Source organism: Streptomyces sp. NBC_00075, from assembly GCF_045041225.1.
GTDB lineage: Bacteria > Actinomycetota > Actinomycetes > Streptomycetales > Streptomycetaceae > Streptomyces > Streptomyces adonidis.
This window is the reverse complement of the sequence record NZ_CP108243.1, coordinates 1,592,790-1,609,204: the sequence shown is the minus strand read 5'-3', so window position 1 is coordinate 1,609,204 and position 16,415 is coordinate 1,592,790. Positions and strand designations below refer to the sequence as shown.

Below are 16,415 nucleotides of genomic sequence, written 5' to 3'. Positions count from 1 at the left end.
CGCATCACCCGCCCCCGACTGTGCACCGAGAGCGGAGACACCGAATGGCAACCACCCTCAACTCCACCCACCTCGTGGTGAAGTCCGGCACCTCCTGGACCGACGCCTGGCAGCGATGCCTCGCCGTCGCCCCCGAGGCGTTCCGTGACGACCGCGTCCTCAACCTCTGGAACTCCGCCTGGCAGGCCGACGGCCGGGCCCTGCCCGCCACCAGCCCCGTCGACGGCAGCCCCATCGCCGGCCCGCCGCGCCTGGACCGGGACGTCGCCCACCAGGCCGTACGTGCCTCCCTCGACCAGCACCGCGCCTGGCGGCACATCCCGCTCGACGAGCGTCGCGCCCGCGTCGCGGCCACCCTCGACGCCCTCACCCAGCACCGCGAACTCCTCGCACTCCTGCTCGTCTGGGAGATCGGCAAGCCGTGGCGGCTCGCGCAGGCGGACGTCGACCGGGCCATCGACGGTGTGCGGTGGTACGTCGACGGCATCGAACCGATGGTCGCCGGCCGGGGCCCGCTGGACGGTCCGGTGTCCAACATCGCCAGTTGGAACTACCCGATGAGCGTGCTCGTTCACGCATTGCTGGTACAGGCACTGGCAGGCAACGCGGTCATCGCCAAGACCCCGACCGACGGCGGTGTCGCCTGTCTGACCCTGGCCTGCGCGCTCGCCGCCCGCGAGGGGATTCCCGTCACCCTGGTCAGCGGCAGCGGGGGAGAACTGTCCGAGGCGCTCGTGCGGGCGCCCGAGATCGGCTGCGTCTCCTTCGTCGGCGGTCGCGACACCGGCGCCGCGGTGGCCACGGCCGTCGCCGACCTGGGCAAGCGTCATGTACTCGAACAGGAAGGACTCAACACCTGGGGCATCTGGAACTACTCGGACTGGGACGCCCTCAAGGCCGTCGTCCCCAAGCTCTTCGACTACGGCAAACAGCGCTGCACGGCGTACCCGCGCTTCGTCGTCCAACGGCAGCTGTTCGACGAGTTCCTGGCCGCCTACCTCCCGGCGGTGCGCACCCTGCGCGTGGGCCACCCGCTCGCCGTCGCCGACGCCGACGACCCCTACCCGGCACTGGACTTCGGGCCCGTGATCAACGCGGCCAAGGCGAAGGAACTGCACGACCAGATCGCCGAGGCCATCGACCGCGGCGCCGTGCCCGTACACCGGGGCAGCCTGGCGGACGCCCGCTTTCTGCCCGGCCAGGACACCTCGGCGTACGTCCAACCCGTCACCCTCCTGAACCCGCCGCCGTCCTCGCCGCTGCACCACGCGGAGCCGTTCGGGCCGGTCGACACCATCGTCCTCGTCGACACCGAGGCGGAGCTGCTGGCCGCGATGAACGCCTCGAACGGCGCGCTGGTGGCCACGCTCTCCACGGACGACCGGGCGACCTTCGACCGGCTCGCCCCGCAGATCCGCGCCTTCAAGGTCGGCCACGGCAAACCGCGCTCGCGAGGCGACCGCGACGAGCTGTTCGGCGGCTTCGGCGCGTCCTGGCGCGGTGCGTTCGTCGGCGGTGAGCTGTTGGTGCGCGCGGTGACCCAGGGCCCGGTGGGGGAGCGGCTGCCCGGGAACTTCCCCGAGTACCAGCTCATGCCGTGACCCCGACAACCGTCGACACACAAGCGAGGTGGCGATCATGACGAAGGCTCTTGAGGGTGTGCGTGTGTTGGATTTGACGCATGTGCAGTCGGGTCCGTCGGCGACGCAGTTGCTGGGGTGGCTGGGTGCGGATGTGGTGAAGGTGGAGGCTCCGGGCGGGGATGTGACGCGGGGTCAGTTGCGGGATGTGCCGGGTGCGGACTCGTTGTATTTCACGATGCTGAACTGCAACAAGCGCAGTGTCACGTTGAACGTGAAGACGGGGCGGGGCAGGGAGATCCTGACCGAGCTGATCCGGGGTGCGGATGTGATGGTGGAGAACTTCGGTCCGGGTGCGGTGGACCGGATGGGCTTCACCTGGGACCGGATCAGGGAGATCAACCCGCGGATCGTGTACGCGTCGATCAAAGGCTTCGGGGAGGGCCCCTACACCGGCTTCAAAGCCTATGAGGTGGTCGCGCAGGCGATGGGCGGCTCGATGGCGACGACCGGGTTTCCGGATGGTCCGCCGTTGGCGACGGGGGCGCAGATCGGGGATTCCGGGACCGGTATCCACGCGGTGGCGGGGATTCTGGCCGCCCTGTTCCAGCGGGAGTCGACCGGGCGGGGGCAGCGGGTGAATGTGGCGATGCAGCACGCGGTGCTCAATCTGTGCCGGGTCAAGCTCCGCGACCAGCAGCGCCTCGCCCGCGGGCCGTTGGCGGAGTATCCGAATGAGGACTTCGGCAACGAGGTGCCGCGTTCGGGGAACGCGTCGGGGGGCGGTCAGCCCGGGTGGGCTGTGCGGTGCGCGCCGGGCGGGCCGAACGACTACGTGTACGTGATCGTGCAGCCGCCCGGCTGGAAACCCCTCGCCGGGTTGATCGGCAGGCCCGAACTCGCCGAGGACCCCGAGTGGGCCACCCCGGAGGCGCGGTTGCCGAAGCTGGCGAAGATGTTCCAGCTGATCGAGGAGTGGACGTCGACGCTGCCGAAGTGGGTGGTGTTGGAGCGGCTGAACGCATACAGCATTCCGTGCGGGCCGATCCTGTCCACGAAGGAGATCATCGAGGACGCCTCGCTGGCCGCGAACGACATGATCGTGACGGTCGGGCATCCCGAGCGGGGTGAGTTCACCACCGTCGGCAACCCCCTCAAACTCTCCGACTCCCCCACCCACGTCACCTCCCCGCCCCTCCTCGGGCAGCACACCGAAGAAATCCTCATCGGCGAACTCGGCCTGGAAGAAGACGAGTTGTCGACCCTGAAGGCACAGGGCGTGATCTGACCGACGGCGGCCGACGTCGCCTCTGCTCCGTCCCGAGTGAGGTAGTCCAGCCATGTCCACACACGCACCCCGTTTCGCCACCGAGACGGTCACAGACCGGCTCGTGGAGTCCAACCGCGCCTACGCCGCCGGTTTCACCGACCCGGGGATGGACGCCCGCCCGGTACTCCAGGTGGCCGTCGTGGCTTGTATGGACGCCCGTATCGACCTCCACGCCTCCCTCGGCCTGGAGTTGGGCGACTGCCACACCATCCGGAACGCGGGCGGCGTCGTCACCGACGACACGATCCGCTCCCTGACGATCAGTCAGCGGGCGCTCGGCACCCGCAGTGTCGTACTCATCCACCACACCGGGTGTGGTCTCCAGACCCTGACCGAGGACTTCCGGCACGAACTGGAGCTGGAGGTCGGACAACGGCCGGCCTGGGCGGTGGAGGCCTTCCGGGACGTCGACCAGGACGTACGCCAGTCGATGCAGCGCGTGCGCACCAATCCGTTCCTGCCGCACACGGACGACGTCCGGGGCTTCGTCTTCGACGTGGCGACCGGGCTGCTGTGGGAGACGGACCCACGACCTGATGCCGTGCGCGATCACTCCGAAGCCTGAAGAAGTCAGAAGTCAGAAGAAGCAGAAGAAGTCCGAAGGGGGCACCCCGTGTCGTACCGCACCGCTCTCGCAGAGGTCCTACGCCGGGCCGTCGCGCCCTGCGCCGAACTGACCGGCATGGAGGGCAGGTTCCCCCGTGGGGCGGTGACGGCCTTCGGGGCCACCGGGCTGCTGGGGCTCACCGTCTCCGCCGAGTTCGGCGGCGCCGGACTGGGGCTACTGGAAGCCGCCGAGGTGGTGGCCCTCACGGCCCGGGTCTGCCCGGCGACAGCCGCCGTACTCCGGTCGCACTACACGGCGGTCGCCGTCATCGAGTCGTACGGCAGCCCCTGGGTGCGCGGCGAGATCGCCGCCGGACGTCATCTCAGCAGCCTCGCCCTCGTGGAGGACGTCACCGGTTGCGGGCAGGAGACGGAGGCACAACTGCTCATGCCGCACGCCACGGCTGTTCGCTCCGGCGGGGTGGTCGCCCTGCGTGGGCGTAAGCACGGGGTCGTCGCGGCGGGGGAGGCCGACAGTTACGTCTGGTCCTCCCGGCCGCTCGGCACGCCCGACGGGCTGAGCCTCTGGGGGGTTCCGGCGCACGCCCCGGACCTGTTCGTGCCGGCCCGGCCCGGCGCTACGGGGCCACCCGGCAGCTCGACGTCCACGGTGTTCGCCGACCCGGTGCTGGTGCCCGCCGAGGCGAGGCTCGGTGCGGACGGCGGCGGGCTCGACATCGTGCTGGGTACGGTCCTGCCGTGGCTGCGCGAACTGGGGGCCGCCGCCGCTGCCACCGGGCGGGCGCACCACCGCCCGCCCGTCGGAGCACGGCCCGCCGATTTCCTCACGCCGTCCTCAAGCAGGGCATGAACTCCGTCCTGCGGACGGCCCGTTCACGTGCTCCTGCGAATGTCGGTCCTAGCTGGCCCCGGCCGCGATCTGCTTGCGATAGAACTCGGCCGTACGCTCCGTGTGCTTGCGCATGATCTCGCCCGCGCGGTCCGCGTCGCCCTTGGCGATGGCCTTGATGAGCTGCGTGTGCTCGTTCCAGGCCTCCTTGCCGCGAGGCTTGGCGATGGGCGTGTAGTACCAGCGCACCTTCTGGCCCACCTGCGACAGCATCTCGGCCAGGACGTCGTTGGCGGCCACGGACGTGACGTACGCGTGCAGGGCCGAGTTGGCCGCGACCAGGCGCTCGACGTCACCGGCGGCGAGTGCCTCGACGCCCTCGTTCTGAAGCTCGCAGAGCTGCTCGACGTCCTCGGGCTTCGCGTTGCGGGCGGCGAGTTGGGCCGAGTAGGTCTCCAACACCGAGCGGACGCCGAGGAGTTGGGCGGCCTCCTCCTCGGTGGGGGAGTGGACGAAGGCGCCCTGGGCGGGCCGAAGGTCGACCCAGCCGGCGGTCTGGAGCCGCTGTAGGGCCTCACGGACCGGCTGCCGGCTGACGCCGAGATGCTCGGCGAGTTCGGCCTCGACCAGGTGCTGGCCCGGCTTGAGGGAGCCGCTGACGATCAGTTCGGTCAGGGCGTCGTACACGGCCTGGCGCAGGGGTGCCGGGCGGGTGACGCGCCGGGACGCTGCGGCCGTGAGTGCCTCGCGCATGGTTGTCCCGTTCCGCCGCCGGGCCGACGGCTTTGCCAAGGAGGGTGGTCGTCGAGAGGGCCGCCGACGACGGTTTCAGCATACAGGTTTTGGTATGCAACATGGCGTGGGTCGCCGATCATGCAGCCACGTTCAGTCAATCGTGTGAAACGCGTTCGACTGTCGTCTGTATACAGAAGCCTGTATGGGGTATCGTCTGAGTCTCCTGCACCCCTCGCCGGGGACCGCGTTTCGGAAGGCGGAGCGATCATGACGACCAGCGGGAGCGATGAGACGGTCGAGAGCGTGGTCAGGAGGGTGGTGGCCGATCACCGGGGCCGGCGCGGCGCGCTGCTGCCCGTACTGCACGCGGTCCAGGCCGAGTTGGGCCATGTGCCGCAGGAGGCGATCCCGGTGCTCGCGGACGCGCTCAACCTCTCCCGGGCGGACGTCCACGGAGTGGTGACCTTCTACCACGACTTCCGCCGCGAGCCCGCGGGCCGCACCACGGTACGCATCTGCCGAGCCGAGGCCTGCCAGGCCCTGGGCGCCGACCGTCTCGTCAACTACGCGCGCGAGACCGGCCTGACCCTGGGGGAGACGTCGGCCGACGGCTCGGTGACCGTCGAGCAGGTCTTCTGCCTGGGCAACTGCGCGCTGGGGCCGTCGGTCGAGGCGAACGGACGGCTGTACGGACGAGTGGGCCCGGCCCGACTCGGCTCCCTCCTCGACGGGACGGTCTCCTGATGAACACCTCATCCCACTCCTCCGGCCCTTCCCGCTCCACGGCGACGGTCTACGTCCCCCGCGACTCGGCGGCCAGGTCCGTCGGCGCGGACGAGGTCGCCGCCGCCCTCCAACGCGCCGCCACGCGTGGGGACTTCGCCATCGATGTCGTACGCAACGGATCGCGCGGCATGCTCTGGTTGGAGCCGATGGTCGAGGTCGTCACCCCGCAGGGCCGCGTCGGCTACGGCCCGGTCGCCCCCGAGGACGTGGACGCACTGCTGGCCGCAGGCATGCTGGACGGTGCGGACCACCCACTCCGCCTCGGCCTCGTGGACGAACTGCCGTGGCTGGCCCGCCAGAACCGCGTCACCTTCGCCAGAGTCGGCGTGACCGACCCCCTGTCGACACAGGACTACGTCGACCACGGCGGCCTCGCGGGACTGCGTGCCGCCCTGGACATGGCACCCGCCGACGTGGTCGCCGAGGTCACCGAGTCAGGCCTGCGCGGTCGCGGCGGCGCCGGATTCCCGGCCGGCATCAAGTGGAAGACGGTGCTGGACTGCGCCGACGAGCTGAAGTTCGTCTGCTGCAACGCCGACGAGGGGGACAGCGGGACCTTCGCCGACCGCATGGTCATGGAGGGCGACCCGTTCCTGCTCATCGAGGGCATGACCATCGCCGCGCACGCGGTCGGCGCGAGCGAGGGCTACGTCTACATCCGCTCCGAATACCCGGACGCGATCGCGACGATGCGCGAGGCGATCGAACTCGCCCGCGAGCACCGCTGGTTGGGCAAGGGCATCCTCGGCTCCGCACTCGACTTCGACCTGCATGTCCGGGTCGGGGCCGGCGCGTACATCTGCGGCGAGGAGACCTCCATGCTGGAAAGCCTGGAGGGCAAACGGGGGATGGTCCGCGCGAAGCCGCCGATCCCGGCGATCGAGGGCCTGTTCGGCAAGCCGACCGTGGTCAACAACGTCCTCACCCTGACCACCGTCCCGGTCGTCCTCGCCGACGGCGCGAAGGCCTACCAGGACCTCGGAGTCGGCCGCTCGCGCGGCACCCAGGTGTTCCAGCTCGGCGGCAACATCGCGCGCGGCGGCATCGTGGAGACCGCCTTCGGCATCACTCTGCGCGAACTGATCGAGGACTACGGCGGCGGGACGCACACCGGGCGTCCGGTCCGCACCGTGCAGGTCGGCGGACCGCTCGGGGCGTATCTGCCCGAGTCGCTGTTCGATCTGCCCATGGACTACGAGGCGTTCGCCGAGGCCGGCGCGATGCTCGGGCACGGCGGGATCGTCGTCTTCGACGACAGCGTCGACATGGCCGCGCAGGCCCGCTTCGCGATGGAGTTCTGCGCCGAGGAATCCTGCGGCAAGTGCACACCGTGCAGGGTCGGTTCGGTGCGCGGGGTCGAGGTGATCGACAAGATCGTCGCCGGTACGCACCCGGACGAGAACCTGGCCCTGCTCGAAGACCTCTGCGACCTGATGACCGACGGCTCGCTGTGCGCGATGGGCGGGCTGACCCCGATGCCCGTACGCAGCGCACTCACGCACTTCCCCGACGACTTCCTCGGCGGCCGTCGGCTCCTGGAGATCCACCCCGTACGAGCGACGGAGGGCACGGCATGAGCCTGCTCAAGGAACCCGACTTCGGCACCCCCGAACGGCCCGGCCCGGCAACGGTGTCGGTGGAGATCGACGGCCTGCCGGTGACCGTCCCGGAGGGCACCTCCGTGATGCGCGCGGCAGCACAAGCAGGCGTCGACATACCCAAGTTGTGCGCCACCGACAGCCTGGAGGCCTTCGGCTCCTGCCGGTTGTGCGTGGTCGAGATCGACGGCCGACGCGGCACCCCGGCCTCCTGCACCACACCATGCGCCGACGGGATGAAGGTCAGCACCCAGACGCCGAAGGTGGAGAAGCTCCGCCAGGGCGTCATGGAGCTGTACATCTCCGACCATCCCCTGGACTGCCTCACCTGCCCGGCCAACGGCGACTGCGAACTCCAGGACATGGCAGGCGTGGTGGGGCTCCGGCAGGTCCGGTACGGCTACGAGGGCGCCAATCATCTCGAAGCCGAGAAGGACACATCCAACCCCTACTTCGACTTCGACCCGTCCAAGTGCATCGCCTGCTCCCGCTGTGTCCGGGCCTGCGGCGAGGTGCAGGGCACCTTCGCACTCACCATCGAGGGGCGCGGCTTCGACTCCAAGGTCGCGGCGGGGGCGGGGGAGTCCTTCATGGACTCCGAGTGCGTCTCCTGCGGCGCCTGCGTCCAGGCCTGCCCGACGTCGACGCTTCAGGAGCGCTCGGTCGTCGAACTCGGCATGCCCACAAGGTCAGTTGTGACCACCTGCGCGTACTGCGGCGTCGGCTGCTCCTTCAAGGCCGAACTGCGCGGCGACGAACTCGTCCGCATGGTGCCCCACAAGGACGGCGGGGCGAACGAGGGCCACTCCTGTGTGAAGGGCCGCTTCGCCTTCGGCTACGCCACCCACCCCGACCGCGTCCTCAAGCCCATGGTGCGCGAGCGGATCACCGACCCCTGGCGCGAGGTCGAGTGGGACGAGGCGATCGGCACCGTGGCCCGCCGCATGCGCGAACTCCAGGACAGGTACGGAACCAGCTCGGTCGGCGCCATCACCTCCTCGCGCTGCACCAACGAAGAGGTGTACGTCGTACAGAAGATGGTGCGCGCCGCCTTCGGCAACAACAACGTCGACACCTGCGCCCGCGTCTGCCACTCCCCGACGGGATACGGACTCAAGCAGACCTTCGGCGAGTCGGCGGGCACCCAGGACTTCCGTTCCGTGGCCGAGGCCGACGTCATCATGGTGATCGGCGCCAACCCCACTGACGGACACCCGGTGTTCGCGTCCCGGATGAAGCGACGGCTGCGCGAGGGCGCCAAGTTGATCGTCGTGGACCCGCGCCGCATCGACCTCGTACGCTCGCCGCACGTCGAGGCCGAGCACCACCTCCAGCTCAGGCCGAGCACCAACGTCGCCGTCGTGAACGCGATGGCGCACGTGGTGGTCGCCGAGGGGCTGGTCGACCGGTCCTTCGTGGACGCGAGGTGCGAAGGGTTCGACGAGTGGGCGGAGTTCGTCGCCCGACCGGAGAACAGCCCTGAAGCGGTCGAGGAGATCACCGGCGTACCGGCCGCCGAACTCCGGTCCGCCGCAAGGCTGTACGCGACCGCCCGCAATGGCGCCATCTACTACGGCCTCGGTGTCACCGAGCACAGCCAGGGCTCGACCATGGTCATGGGAATGGCCAACCTCGCGATGGCATGCGGCAACATCGGCCGGGACGGCGTCGGCGTGAACCCGCTGCGCGGCCAGAACAACGTCCAAGGCTCCTGCGACATGGGCTCGTTCCCGCACGAACTCCCCGGCTACCGCCACGTGTCGGACGACGCGGTACGCACCGTCTTCGAGAACCTCTGGGGCGGAACTCTCCTCGCGGAGCCGGGACTTCGTATCCCCAACATGTTCGACGCGGCGATCGACGGCACCTTCAGGGGCCTGTTCGTCCACGGCGAGGACATCGCCCAGTCGGACCCCAACCTGGGGCACGTCACCGCAGCCCTCGAAGCGATGGAACTGGTCGTAGTACAGGACCTGTTCCTCAACGAGACGGCCAAGTTCGCGCACGTCTTCCTGCCCGGCGCGTCGTTCCTGGAGAAGGACGGCACGTTCACCAACGCCGAACGCCGGATCAACCGGGTGCGCGCGGTGATGAAACCGAAGACGGGCAAGCACGAGTGGCAGATCGTCAGCGAGATCGCCACCGCGATGGGTTATGAGATGTCGTACGACCATCCGCGCGCGATCATGGATGAAATCGCCTCCGTCACACCGACGTTCACCGGAGTCTCCTTCGACCTCCTCGACAAGCTCGGCAGCGTCCAGTGGCCGTGCAACGAGCAGGCGCCGGAAGGCACGCCCATCATGCACGTGGACGAATTCGTGCGCGGCAAGGGCAAGTTCGTGGTCACGTCGTACGTACCGACAAACGAACGCAGCACCCGTCGCTTCCCGTTGGTCCTCACCACGGGACGCATCCTCAGCCAGTACAACGTCGGCGCGCAGACCCGCCGTACCGGCAATGTCGCCTGGCACCCCGAGGACATCCTCGAACTGCACCCGCACGACGCCGAGGACCGCGGCATCAAGGACGGCGACATGGTCACCCTCGCCAGCCGCGTCGGGCGGACGACTCTGCGCGCGGAGATCTCCGACCGGATGCCCACCGGGGTCGTCTACACCACCTTCCACCACCCCGTGACCGGCGCCAACGTGGTGACCACGGAGAACTCCGACTGGGCGACCAACTGCCCGGAGTACAAGGTGACCGCGGTCCAGGTCGGCCTCGCCCGCCCGAGCGAGACCGCTGAAGCGGAACCGACGGCGGAACCGACGGCGAATCCGGTGGCCGACGACCTGATCATGGTGGTGGACTGAGATGACAGCGACCGTGCCGTCGGAGCGAAGGATGGCGAACGACATCGCCAGAAACCTCGGACACCTGCCGGGGGAGCGGGCCGCCGAGGAGATCGCGGGGCACATCGGCAGGTTCTGGGACCCACGCATGCGTACCAGGCTGTACGAGTTCGTCGACGCCGGAGCGGACGGCCTGGACCCCTTGGTGGTGGCCGCCGTGAAGCTCCTGCGCTGACCCCTAGGCTGGGGCGGCCCCGGACGGAGAGGAGTCGTTCATGCTGTTCCGGCAGCTGGAGTACTTCGTGGCGGTGGCGAGGGAACGGCACTTCGCCCGGGCGGCGGAGTCCTGCTACGTGTCCCAGCCGGCGCTCTCGGCGGCGATCGCCAAGCTGGAGCGGGAGTTGAACGTCACGCTCATCAACCGCGGGCACAACTACCAGGGCCTCACCCCGGAAGGCGAACGGCTCGTCGTGTGGGCCAAGCGCATCCTCGCCGAACAGGACGCGTTCAAGGCCGAGGTGGCCGCCGTACAGTCCGGCATCACGGGCACGCTGCGGCTCGGGACGGACCCCACGGCATCCACGACCCTCGCGCTGCCCGTCGCCGCCTTCTGCGCGGCGCACCCGCTGGCCAAGGTGCAGGTACGGTCCCGGCTCTCGACGAAGGAACTCCACCGCCAGCTACGGGACTTCGAGCTGGACGTGGCGATCGCCCACTTCGACCCGGGCGACCAGGAGGGACTTCAGGTCGTCCCCCTCTATCAGGAGCGGTACATGCTGCTGGTCTCGGACGACCAACTCGTCGCCCAGTCCGCCACCGTGACCTGGGCGGACGCCGCCCAGCTGCCCCTCGCCCTGCTGACGCCCGACATGCGGATCCGGCAGATCGTAGACACCGTGTTCGCGGAGAAGGGGTTCGTGGTGACCCCACAGGTCGAGACGGACTCCATCGCCTCCCTCTACGCCCATGTGGGCGGCGGCGGTTGGGCGAGCATCGTGCCGCACACCTGGCTGCGCGCCATGCCGGTCGTCGGCCGGACGAGAGCCCTGCCCCTGGTCGACCCGGAGGCCGGAGCGCAGGTCTCGGTCGCGATCCACGCGGCCACCCCCGGCTCGGTCGCCGCCCGCGCCTTCGTCAACGCCGCCACGGGCCTGTCCCTGGACGACTTCTTCGCCCGCCCGCTGCCGACGGCCGAACCCCGCGTGCGCTGAGCCCCGCCGTCAGGACGCGTACCGGGCCTGCACCGCCTTCCGGTCCAGTCCCCCCTTGGCGGTGTACGGCAGTGCCGCGACCAGCTCGATCCGGTCCGGCACCTCGAACACGGCCAGCCGGTCACGGCAGTACCGCAGGATCTCGGCGGGCCCGACGCTCTCACCCTCGCGCACCACCACGACGGCACCGACCCGCTGCCCGTACACCGCGTCCGGTACGGCGAACACGGCCGCCTCGGCGACCCCAGGGCACCCGGCGAGGATGTCCTCGACATGCTCGGGCGCGATCTTCTCCCCGCCTCGGTTGATGAGGTTCTTGATCCGCCCGGTCAGCGACAGATACCCGTCCTCGTCCAGCGCCCCAAGATCACCGGTGCGCAGCCACCCGTCGACAAAGGTGTACGCCGTCCCGTCACGGTCGGCGAGATAGCCACGGGCGACGGTCGGACCGTGCACCCACACCTCGCCCTCCACACCCACCGGACACACCCGCCCGCTCCGGTCGACGACCCGCACCTCGACCCCGGTCGGCCGCCCGACCGACCCCTGCTTCAACTCTCCGCGCTGCGGCAGCGGTTCGCTGGTCGCCTGGTGCGAGGACTCGGTCATCCCGTACGCCGACAGCAGCGGCGCCCCGAACGTGCGCTCCAGCGCGCGCTGCGTCGCTGTGTTGAGGGGCGCGCTGCAACTCCGTACGAACTTCAGGGGAGGTGCCTGCGACCCCGGGTACTCGCGCTCCGAACGGTCGAGCAGGATCTCGTGGATGGCCGGCACCGCGGTGAACCAAGTGGCGTTCACCGCCCGCATGTCGCCCCAGAACGTGCTCGCCGAGAACCGCCCCCGCTCGGGCAGCAGTACGCAGCCCCCGCTGGCCAGGGACGCCAGCAGCGCCGCGAACAGCCCGTGGCCGTGGAAGAACGGCATCACCGCGACCGTCGCGTCACCGGGGCCCAACTCATAGGTGGCACAGATGTTTTGGACGGAGGCGGCCACGTTGGCGTGGGTCAGCGGGACCATCTTCGCCCGGTCGGTGGTGCCGGCGGTGAACAGGACGAGGGCATCCCGGTCCGACAACTCACCTGCCGCGCCTGGCACGTGGGGAACGACACCGGGTTCGAGCGAGACCGCCGCAGTGCCCGCCCGGGACACCTCCACCCGCAGCGGCCAGACCGGGACCGGCAGAGCGCCCCCGCTCGCCGCCGGACCGACGAGAACCGCCCGCGCCCCCAACGCCGCCAACCGCGCGGAGAGTTGAGCACCGGGCAGCGCCGGATCCAGCGGAGCGACCACCACACCAGCCCGCGCCGCACCGAGCAACGCAACAACGAACTCGGCGGTGTTGGCGCAGATCAGCCCCACCGCGTCACCGCTCCCCAGCCCCGCACGGACGAGCCGTGTCGCCACGTCGTCAGCCAGCGCGGCGAGCCCCCGATAGGACACGTGCACCCGGTCACCGGAGACCACGAGAGCCCGGGCGTACGGGCGTTCACGCGCCTGCCGGTCGAGTAGATCGGCGAGGCCCGTGACCGTCGGAGGTTGGTACCGGTCGGCGTCGCGCACGGATGCCGCGGCCGGAACAGCCATGACCCCACCCCCTCGCGCCAGTTCTGACGGAACAGTCCTCTGCGAGCGTGGGGTGACCTGCGGTCGGCGTCCAATACGCGCTGGTGAACGGCCGATAGCAGCTGTCTATCAAGGGAGTTGGCGACCCCTCCACCAGCCGTCGATAGACGCTGTTTATCGGCTGGTCGCCGATGGGTCTTGGACGCGGCCCGACGTGCTGCGGATGGTGAGAGGAGTAGCCGCTCCGGCAGGACCTGCCCAAGGAGGACCTCGGACCATGACCGCCCCCTCGCCACTGGAGACCGCGGCAGCAGCCGACGTTCCGACCGAACTCACCGACGGGTACCACCTGGTGGTCGACGCCCTCAAGATGAACGACGTCGACACCATCTACGGAGTGGTCGGCATCCCGATCACCGACCTGGCCCGTCTCGCCCAGGCCCAGGGCATCCGCTACATCGGCTTCCGGCACGAGAGCAACGCCGGACACGCGGCGGCCGCCGCCGGCTACCTCACCAAGAAGCCAGGCGTGGCCCTGACCGTGTCGGCCCCCGGCTTCCTCAACGGCCTGGTCGCGCTGGCGAACGCGACCACCAACTGCTTCCCGATGGTGCAGATCTCCGGTTCCAGCGAGCGCCACCTCGTCGACCTCAAGCAGGGCGACTACGAGGAGATGGACCAACTCGCCGCCGCGCAGCCCTTCGTGAAGGCCGCCTACCGAGTGAGCCGCGTGGAGGACATCGGCCGGGGCATCGCCCGCGCGCTGCGCACCGCGATCTCCGGACGCCCCGGCGGCGTCTACCTCGACATCCCCGCCGCGGTGCTCGGCTCCATCATGCCCGCCGATGAGGGCGCGAAGACCCTGAGCCGCCTCGTCGACCCGGCGCCGCGCCAACTCCCGGCCCCGGAGGCCGTGGACCGCGCGATCGAGCTGCTGGCCTCCGCCGAGCGCCCGTTGGTGGTGCTCGGCAAGGGCGCTGCGTACGCCCAAGCCGACGCCAAGGTAAGGGAGTTCATCGAGTCCACGGGAATCCCGTACGTACCGATGTCGATGGCGAAGGGCCTGCTGCCCGACGACCACCCGCAGTCGGCGGCCACGGCGCGTTCCCTGGCGCTGAAGAAGGCCGACGTCGTGATGCTGATCGGCGCGCGCCTCAACTGGCTGCTGGGGCACGGCCAGACGGGGTGGAACCCCGACGCCAAGTTCGTCCAGATCGACATCGACCCCAAGGAGATGGACAGCAACCAGCCCATCGCCGCCCCCCTCGTCGGTGACATCGAGTCGGTGCTCGACGCCCTCGCCGAACGCACCAAGCCCGGCCAGATCACGGTCCCTTCGGCCTGGCGCGAGGAACTCGGGGCGCGCTCGGCCCAGAACGTCGCCAAGATGGCCAAACGGCTGGAGGCCGACCCGCACCCCATGCAGTTCATGGGCGCCCTGAAGGCCGTACGCGACGTCGTGCGCGCGCGCCCGGAAACGTACATCGTCAACGAGGGCGCCAACGCCCTGGACATCGCGCGCAACGTCATCGACATGCACGTACCGCGCCACCGCCTCGACAGCGGCACCTGGGGCGTCATGGGCATCGGTATGGGATATGCCATCGCCGCCGCCGTCGAGAGCGGGGATCCGGTCGTCGCCGTCGAGGGCGACAGCGCCTTCGGGTTCAGCGGCATCGAGATCGAGACGATCTGCCGCTACAACCTGCCCGTCGTCACCGTGATCATGAACAACGGCGGGGTCTACCGGGGCGACGACACCAACCCGTACGACGACGCTCCCTCACCCACGACCCTCATGGGCGCGGCCCGACACGACCTGCTGATCGAGGCGTTCGGCGGCAAGGGCTACCGCGCGACCACGCCCGCCGAGGTCACCGCCGCGCTCACCGAGGCGCTGGCCTCCGGCGGTCCGGCGCTCATCGACTGCGTGATCGACCCCTCGGCCGGCACCGAGAGCGGCCACATCTCGCACCTCAACCCCAAGGGCATCACCGTCGGCAACATCACGCCCGCCAAGAAGTGACCCCGACCCCCTTCTGTATCTCGAACTCCCGCTCCGTACGCGTACGTTCACGAAAAGGAAGAAGCAGACATGAGTGAAAAGCCGCTCGCCGGAATCAAGGTGATCGACTTCACCGGGGTCCAGGCCGGCCCCGCCTGCACACAGTTGCTCGCCTGGTTCGGCGCCGATGTCCTGAAGGTGGAGCGCCCCAACGGCGGCGACGTCACCCGGAAGCAGCTGCGGGACATCGAGGACCTCGACGCGCTGTACTTCACGATGCTCAACAGCAACAAGCGCTCCCTCGCCATCAACACCAAGACCCCTGAGGGACTTGAGGTGCTGGAGAAGCTCATCACCGACGCCGACGTGCTGGTGGAGAACTTCGCCCCGGGCGCCCTGGACCGGATGGGCCTGACCTGGGAGCGCATCCAGGAACTCAACCCACGGCTGATCTTCGGCTCGGTCAAGGGCTTCAACGACGACTCGTCCTGGAACGACCTCAAGGTCTACGAGAACGTCGCCCAGTGCGCGGGTGGCGCCGCCTCCACCACCGGCTTCTGGGACGGACCGCCGACCATCTCCGGCGGCGCCCTCGGCGACACCAACACCGGGATGCACCTGGCGATCGGCATCCTCACCGCGATCATCGACCGCAACAAGACGGGCAAGGGGCAGAAGGTCTCCGTCTCCATGCAGGACGCCGTGCTCAACCTCTGCCGGGTCAAGCTGCGCGACCAGCAGCGTCTGGAGCGGGTCGGTTACCTGGAGGAGTACCCGCAGTACCCCAACGGCGAGTTCACCGACGTCGTACCGCGCGGCGGCAACGCGGGCGGCGGCGGCCAGCCCGGCTGGGTGCTCAAGTGCAAGGGCTGGGAGACCGACCCGAACGCGTACATCTACTTCACCGTCCAGGAGCAGAACTGGAAGCGCACCGCCGAGGTGATCGGCCGCCCCGAGTGGGCCGAGGACCCGGCGTACGCCACCGCGCGCGCCCGCCAGTCGCACATCTTCGAGATCTTCGAGGAGATCGAGAAGTGGCTCGCGGACAAGACCAAGTACGAGGCGGTGAACATCCTGCGCGAGTGGGAGGTGCCCTGCGCCCCGGTCATGAGCATGAAGGAGCTGGCCTACGACGAGGACCTGCGCAAGAGCGGCACGGTCGTCGAGGTCGAGCAGAAGGGCCGCGGCACCTACCTGACCGTGGGCAGCCCGGTGAAGTTCTCCTCCTTCAAGCCGGACATCGCCGGTGCCCCGCTGCTGGGCGAGCACAGCTCCGAGGTGCTGGTCGAGCTGGGCTACGACGAGGAGACCATCGGCCGACTGAAGGAGAGCGGGGTCATCGTCTAGATCGTCCAGTAGGCGGATGACGTGGAAGTGGCCGTGGCCTTCGGGTCACGGCCACTTCCACGTGTCCGG

General features: G+C 69.5%; 13 protein-coding genes. 11 read left to right on the top strand and 2 right to left on the bottom strand.

Annotated elements, in window-relative coordinates:
• Window positions 1–44 precede the first annotated feature (44 nt).
• From OG787_RS06905 to OG787_RS06890, 4 genes are read left to right on the top strand one after another with little or no spacing between them, the layout of a single operon-like run.
• Window positions 45–1,601, top strand: coding sequence for an aldehyde dehydrogenase family protein (locus OG787_RS06905; protein WP_405534580.1), 1,557 nt, complete (start codon window positions 45–47; stop codon window positions 1,599–1,601).
• A 37-nt stretch (window positions 1,602–1,638) separates the two neighbouring features.
• Complete coding sequence (gene frc / locus OG787_RS06900; RefSeq protein WP_405534579.1) at window positions 1,639–2,868, top strand: formyl-CoA transferase; 1,230 nt, start codon at window positions 1,639–1,641, stop codon at window positions 2,866–2,868.
• Between the two features lie 52 nt (window positions 2,869–2,920).
• A complete protein-coding gene (locus OG787_RS06895) occupies window positions 2,921–3,475 on the top strand; it encodes a beta-class carbonic anhydrase (protein ID WP_405534578.1) in 555 nt (184 codons plus the stop codon).
• 48 nt (window positions 3,476–3,523) lie between these two features.
• The gene (locus OG787_RS06890) at window positions 3,524–4,327 is read left to right on the top strand and encodes an acyl-CoA dehydrogenase family protein (protein ID WP_405534577.1); all 804 of its coding nucleotides are present in this window, start codon (window positions 3,524–3,526) and stop codon (window positions 4,325–4,327) included.
• A 48-nt stretch (window positions 4,328–4,375) separates the two neighbouring features.
• Here OG787_RS06890 and OG787_RS06885 read toward each other — a convergent pair whose 3' ends face one another.
• Entirely contained in the window at window positions 4,376–5,059 is a 684-nt protein-coding gene (locus tag OG787_RS06885) for a GntR family transcriptional regulator (protein ID WP_369037717.1), read from the bottom strand.
• 249 nt (window positions 5,060–5,308) lie between these two features.
• Here OG787_RS06885 and OG787_RS06880 point away from each other — a divergent pair, with 249 nt between their 5' ends.
• From OG787_RS06880 to OG787_RS06860, 5 genes are read left to right on the top strand one after another with little or no spacing between them, the layout of a single operon-like run.
• Complete coding sequence (locus OG787_RS06880) at window positions 5,309–5,785, top strand: formate dehydrogenase subunit gamma (protein ID WP_369037716.1); 477 nt, start codon at window positions 5,309–5,311, stop codon at window positions 5,783–5,785.
• Window positions 5,785–7,404 carry a formate dehydrogenase beta subunit gene (locus OG787_RS06875; RefSeq protein WP_405534576.1) on the top strand — a complete coding sequence of 540 codons (1,620 nt, stop codon included), beginning with the start codon at window positions 5,785–5,787 and terminating at the stop codon, window positions 7,402–7,404. The genes OG787_RS06880 and OG787_RS06875 overlap by 1 nt, the downstream gene beginning before the upstream one ends.
• Window positions 7,401–10,241: a formate dehydrogenase subunit alpha gene (fdhF, locus tag OG787_RS06870; RefSeq protein ID WP_369037714.1), complete on the top strand. Its 2,841-nt coding sequence runs from the start codon at window positions 7,401–7,403 to the stop codon at window positions 10,239–10,241. The genes OG787_RS06875 and fdhF overlap by 4 nt, the downstream gene beginning before the upstream one ends.
• A gap of 31 nt (window positions 10,242–10,272) precedes the next feature.
• Window positions 10,273–10,455 (top strand): formate dehydrogenase subunit delta, encoded by a 183-nt coding sequence (locus tag OG787_RS06865; protein WP_105971340.1) that lies wholly within the window; start codon window positions 10,273–10,275, stop codon window positions 10,453–10,455.
• 40 nt (window positions 10,456–10,495) lie between these two features.
• A complete protein-coding gene (locus OG787_RS06860) occupies window positions 10,496–11,431 on the top strand; it encodes a LysR family transcriptional regulator (protein WP_369037713.1) in 936 nt (311 codons plus the stop codon).
• Window positions 11,432–11,440: 9 nt separating this feature from the next.
• On the opposite strand, the gene OG787_RS06855 is transcribed toward OG787_RS06860, so the two are convergent.
• Window positions 11,441–13,015 (bottom strand): FadD7 family fatty acid--CoA ligase, encoded by a 1,575-nt coding sequence (locus OG787_RS06855; protein WP_405534575.1) that lies wholly within the window; start codon window positions 13,013–13,015, stop codon window positions 11,441–11,443.
• Window positions 13,016–13,271: 256 nt separating this feature from the next.
• On the opposite strand from OG787_RS06855, the gene oxc reads away from it, so the two are divergent.
• Both oxc and frc (OG787_RS06845) read left to right on the top strand, forming a co-directional pair.
• Window positions 13,272–15,020, top strand: a complete 1,749-nt coding sequence (oxc, locus tag OG787_RS06850; RefSeq protein WP_405534574.1) for an oxalyl-CoA decarboxylase — start codon at window positions 13,272–13,274, stop codon at window positions 15,018–15,020.
• A gap of 69 nt (window positions 15,021–15,089) precedes the next feature.
• Window positions 15,090–16,346 carry a formyl-CoA transferase gene (gene frc / locus OG787_RS06845; RefSeq protein ID WP_405534573.1) on the top strand — a complete coding sequence of 419 codons (1,257 nt, stop codon included), beginning with the start codon at window positions 15,090–15,092 and terminating at the stop codon, window positions 16,344–16,346.
• The last annotated feature ends 69 nt before the right edge of the window (window positions 16,347–16,415 follow it).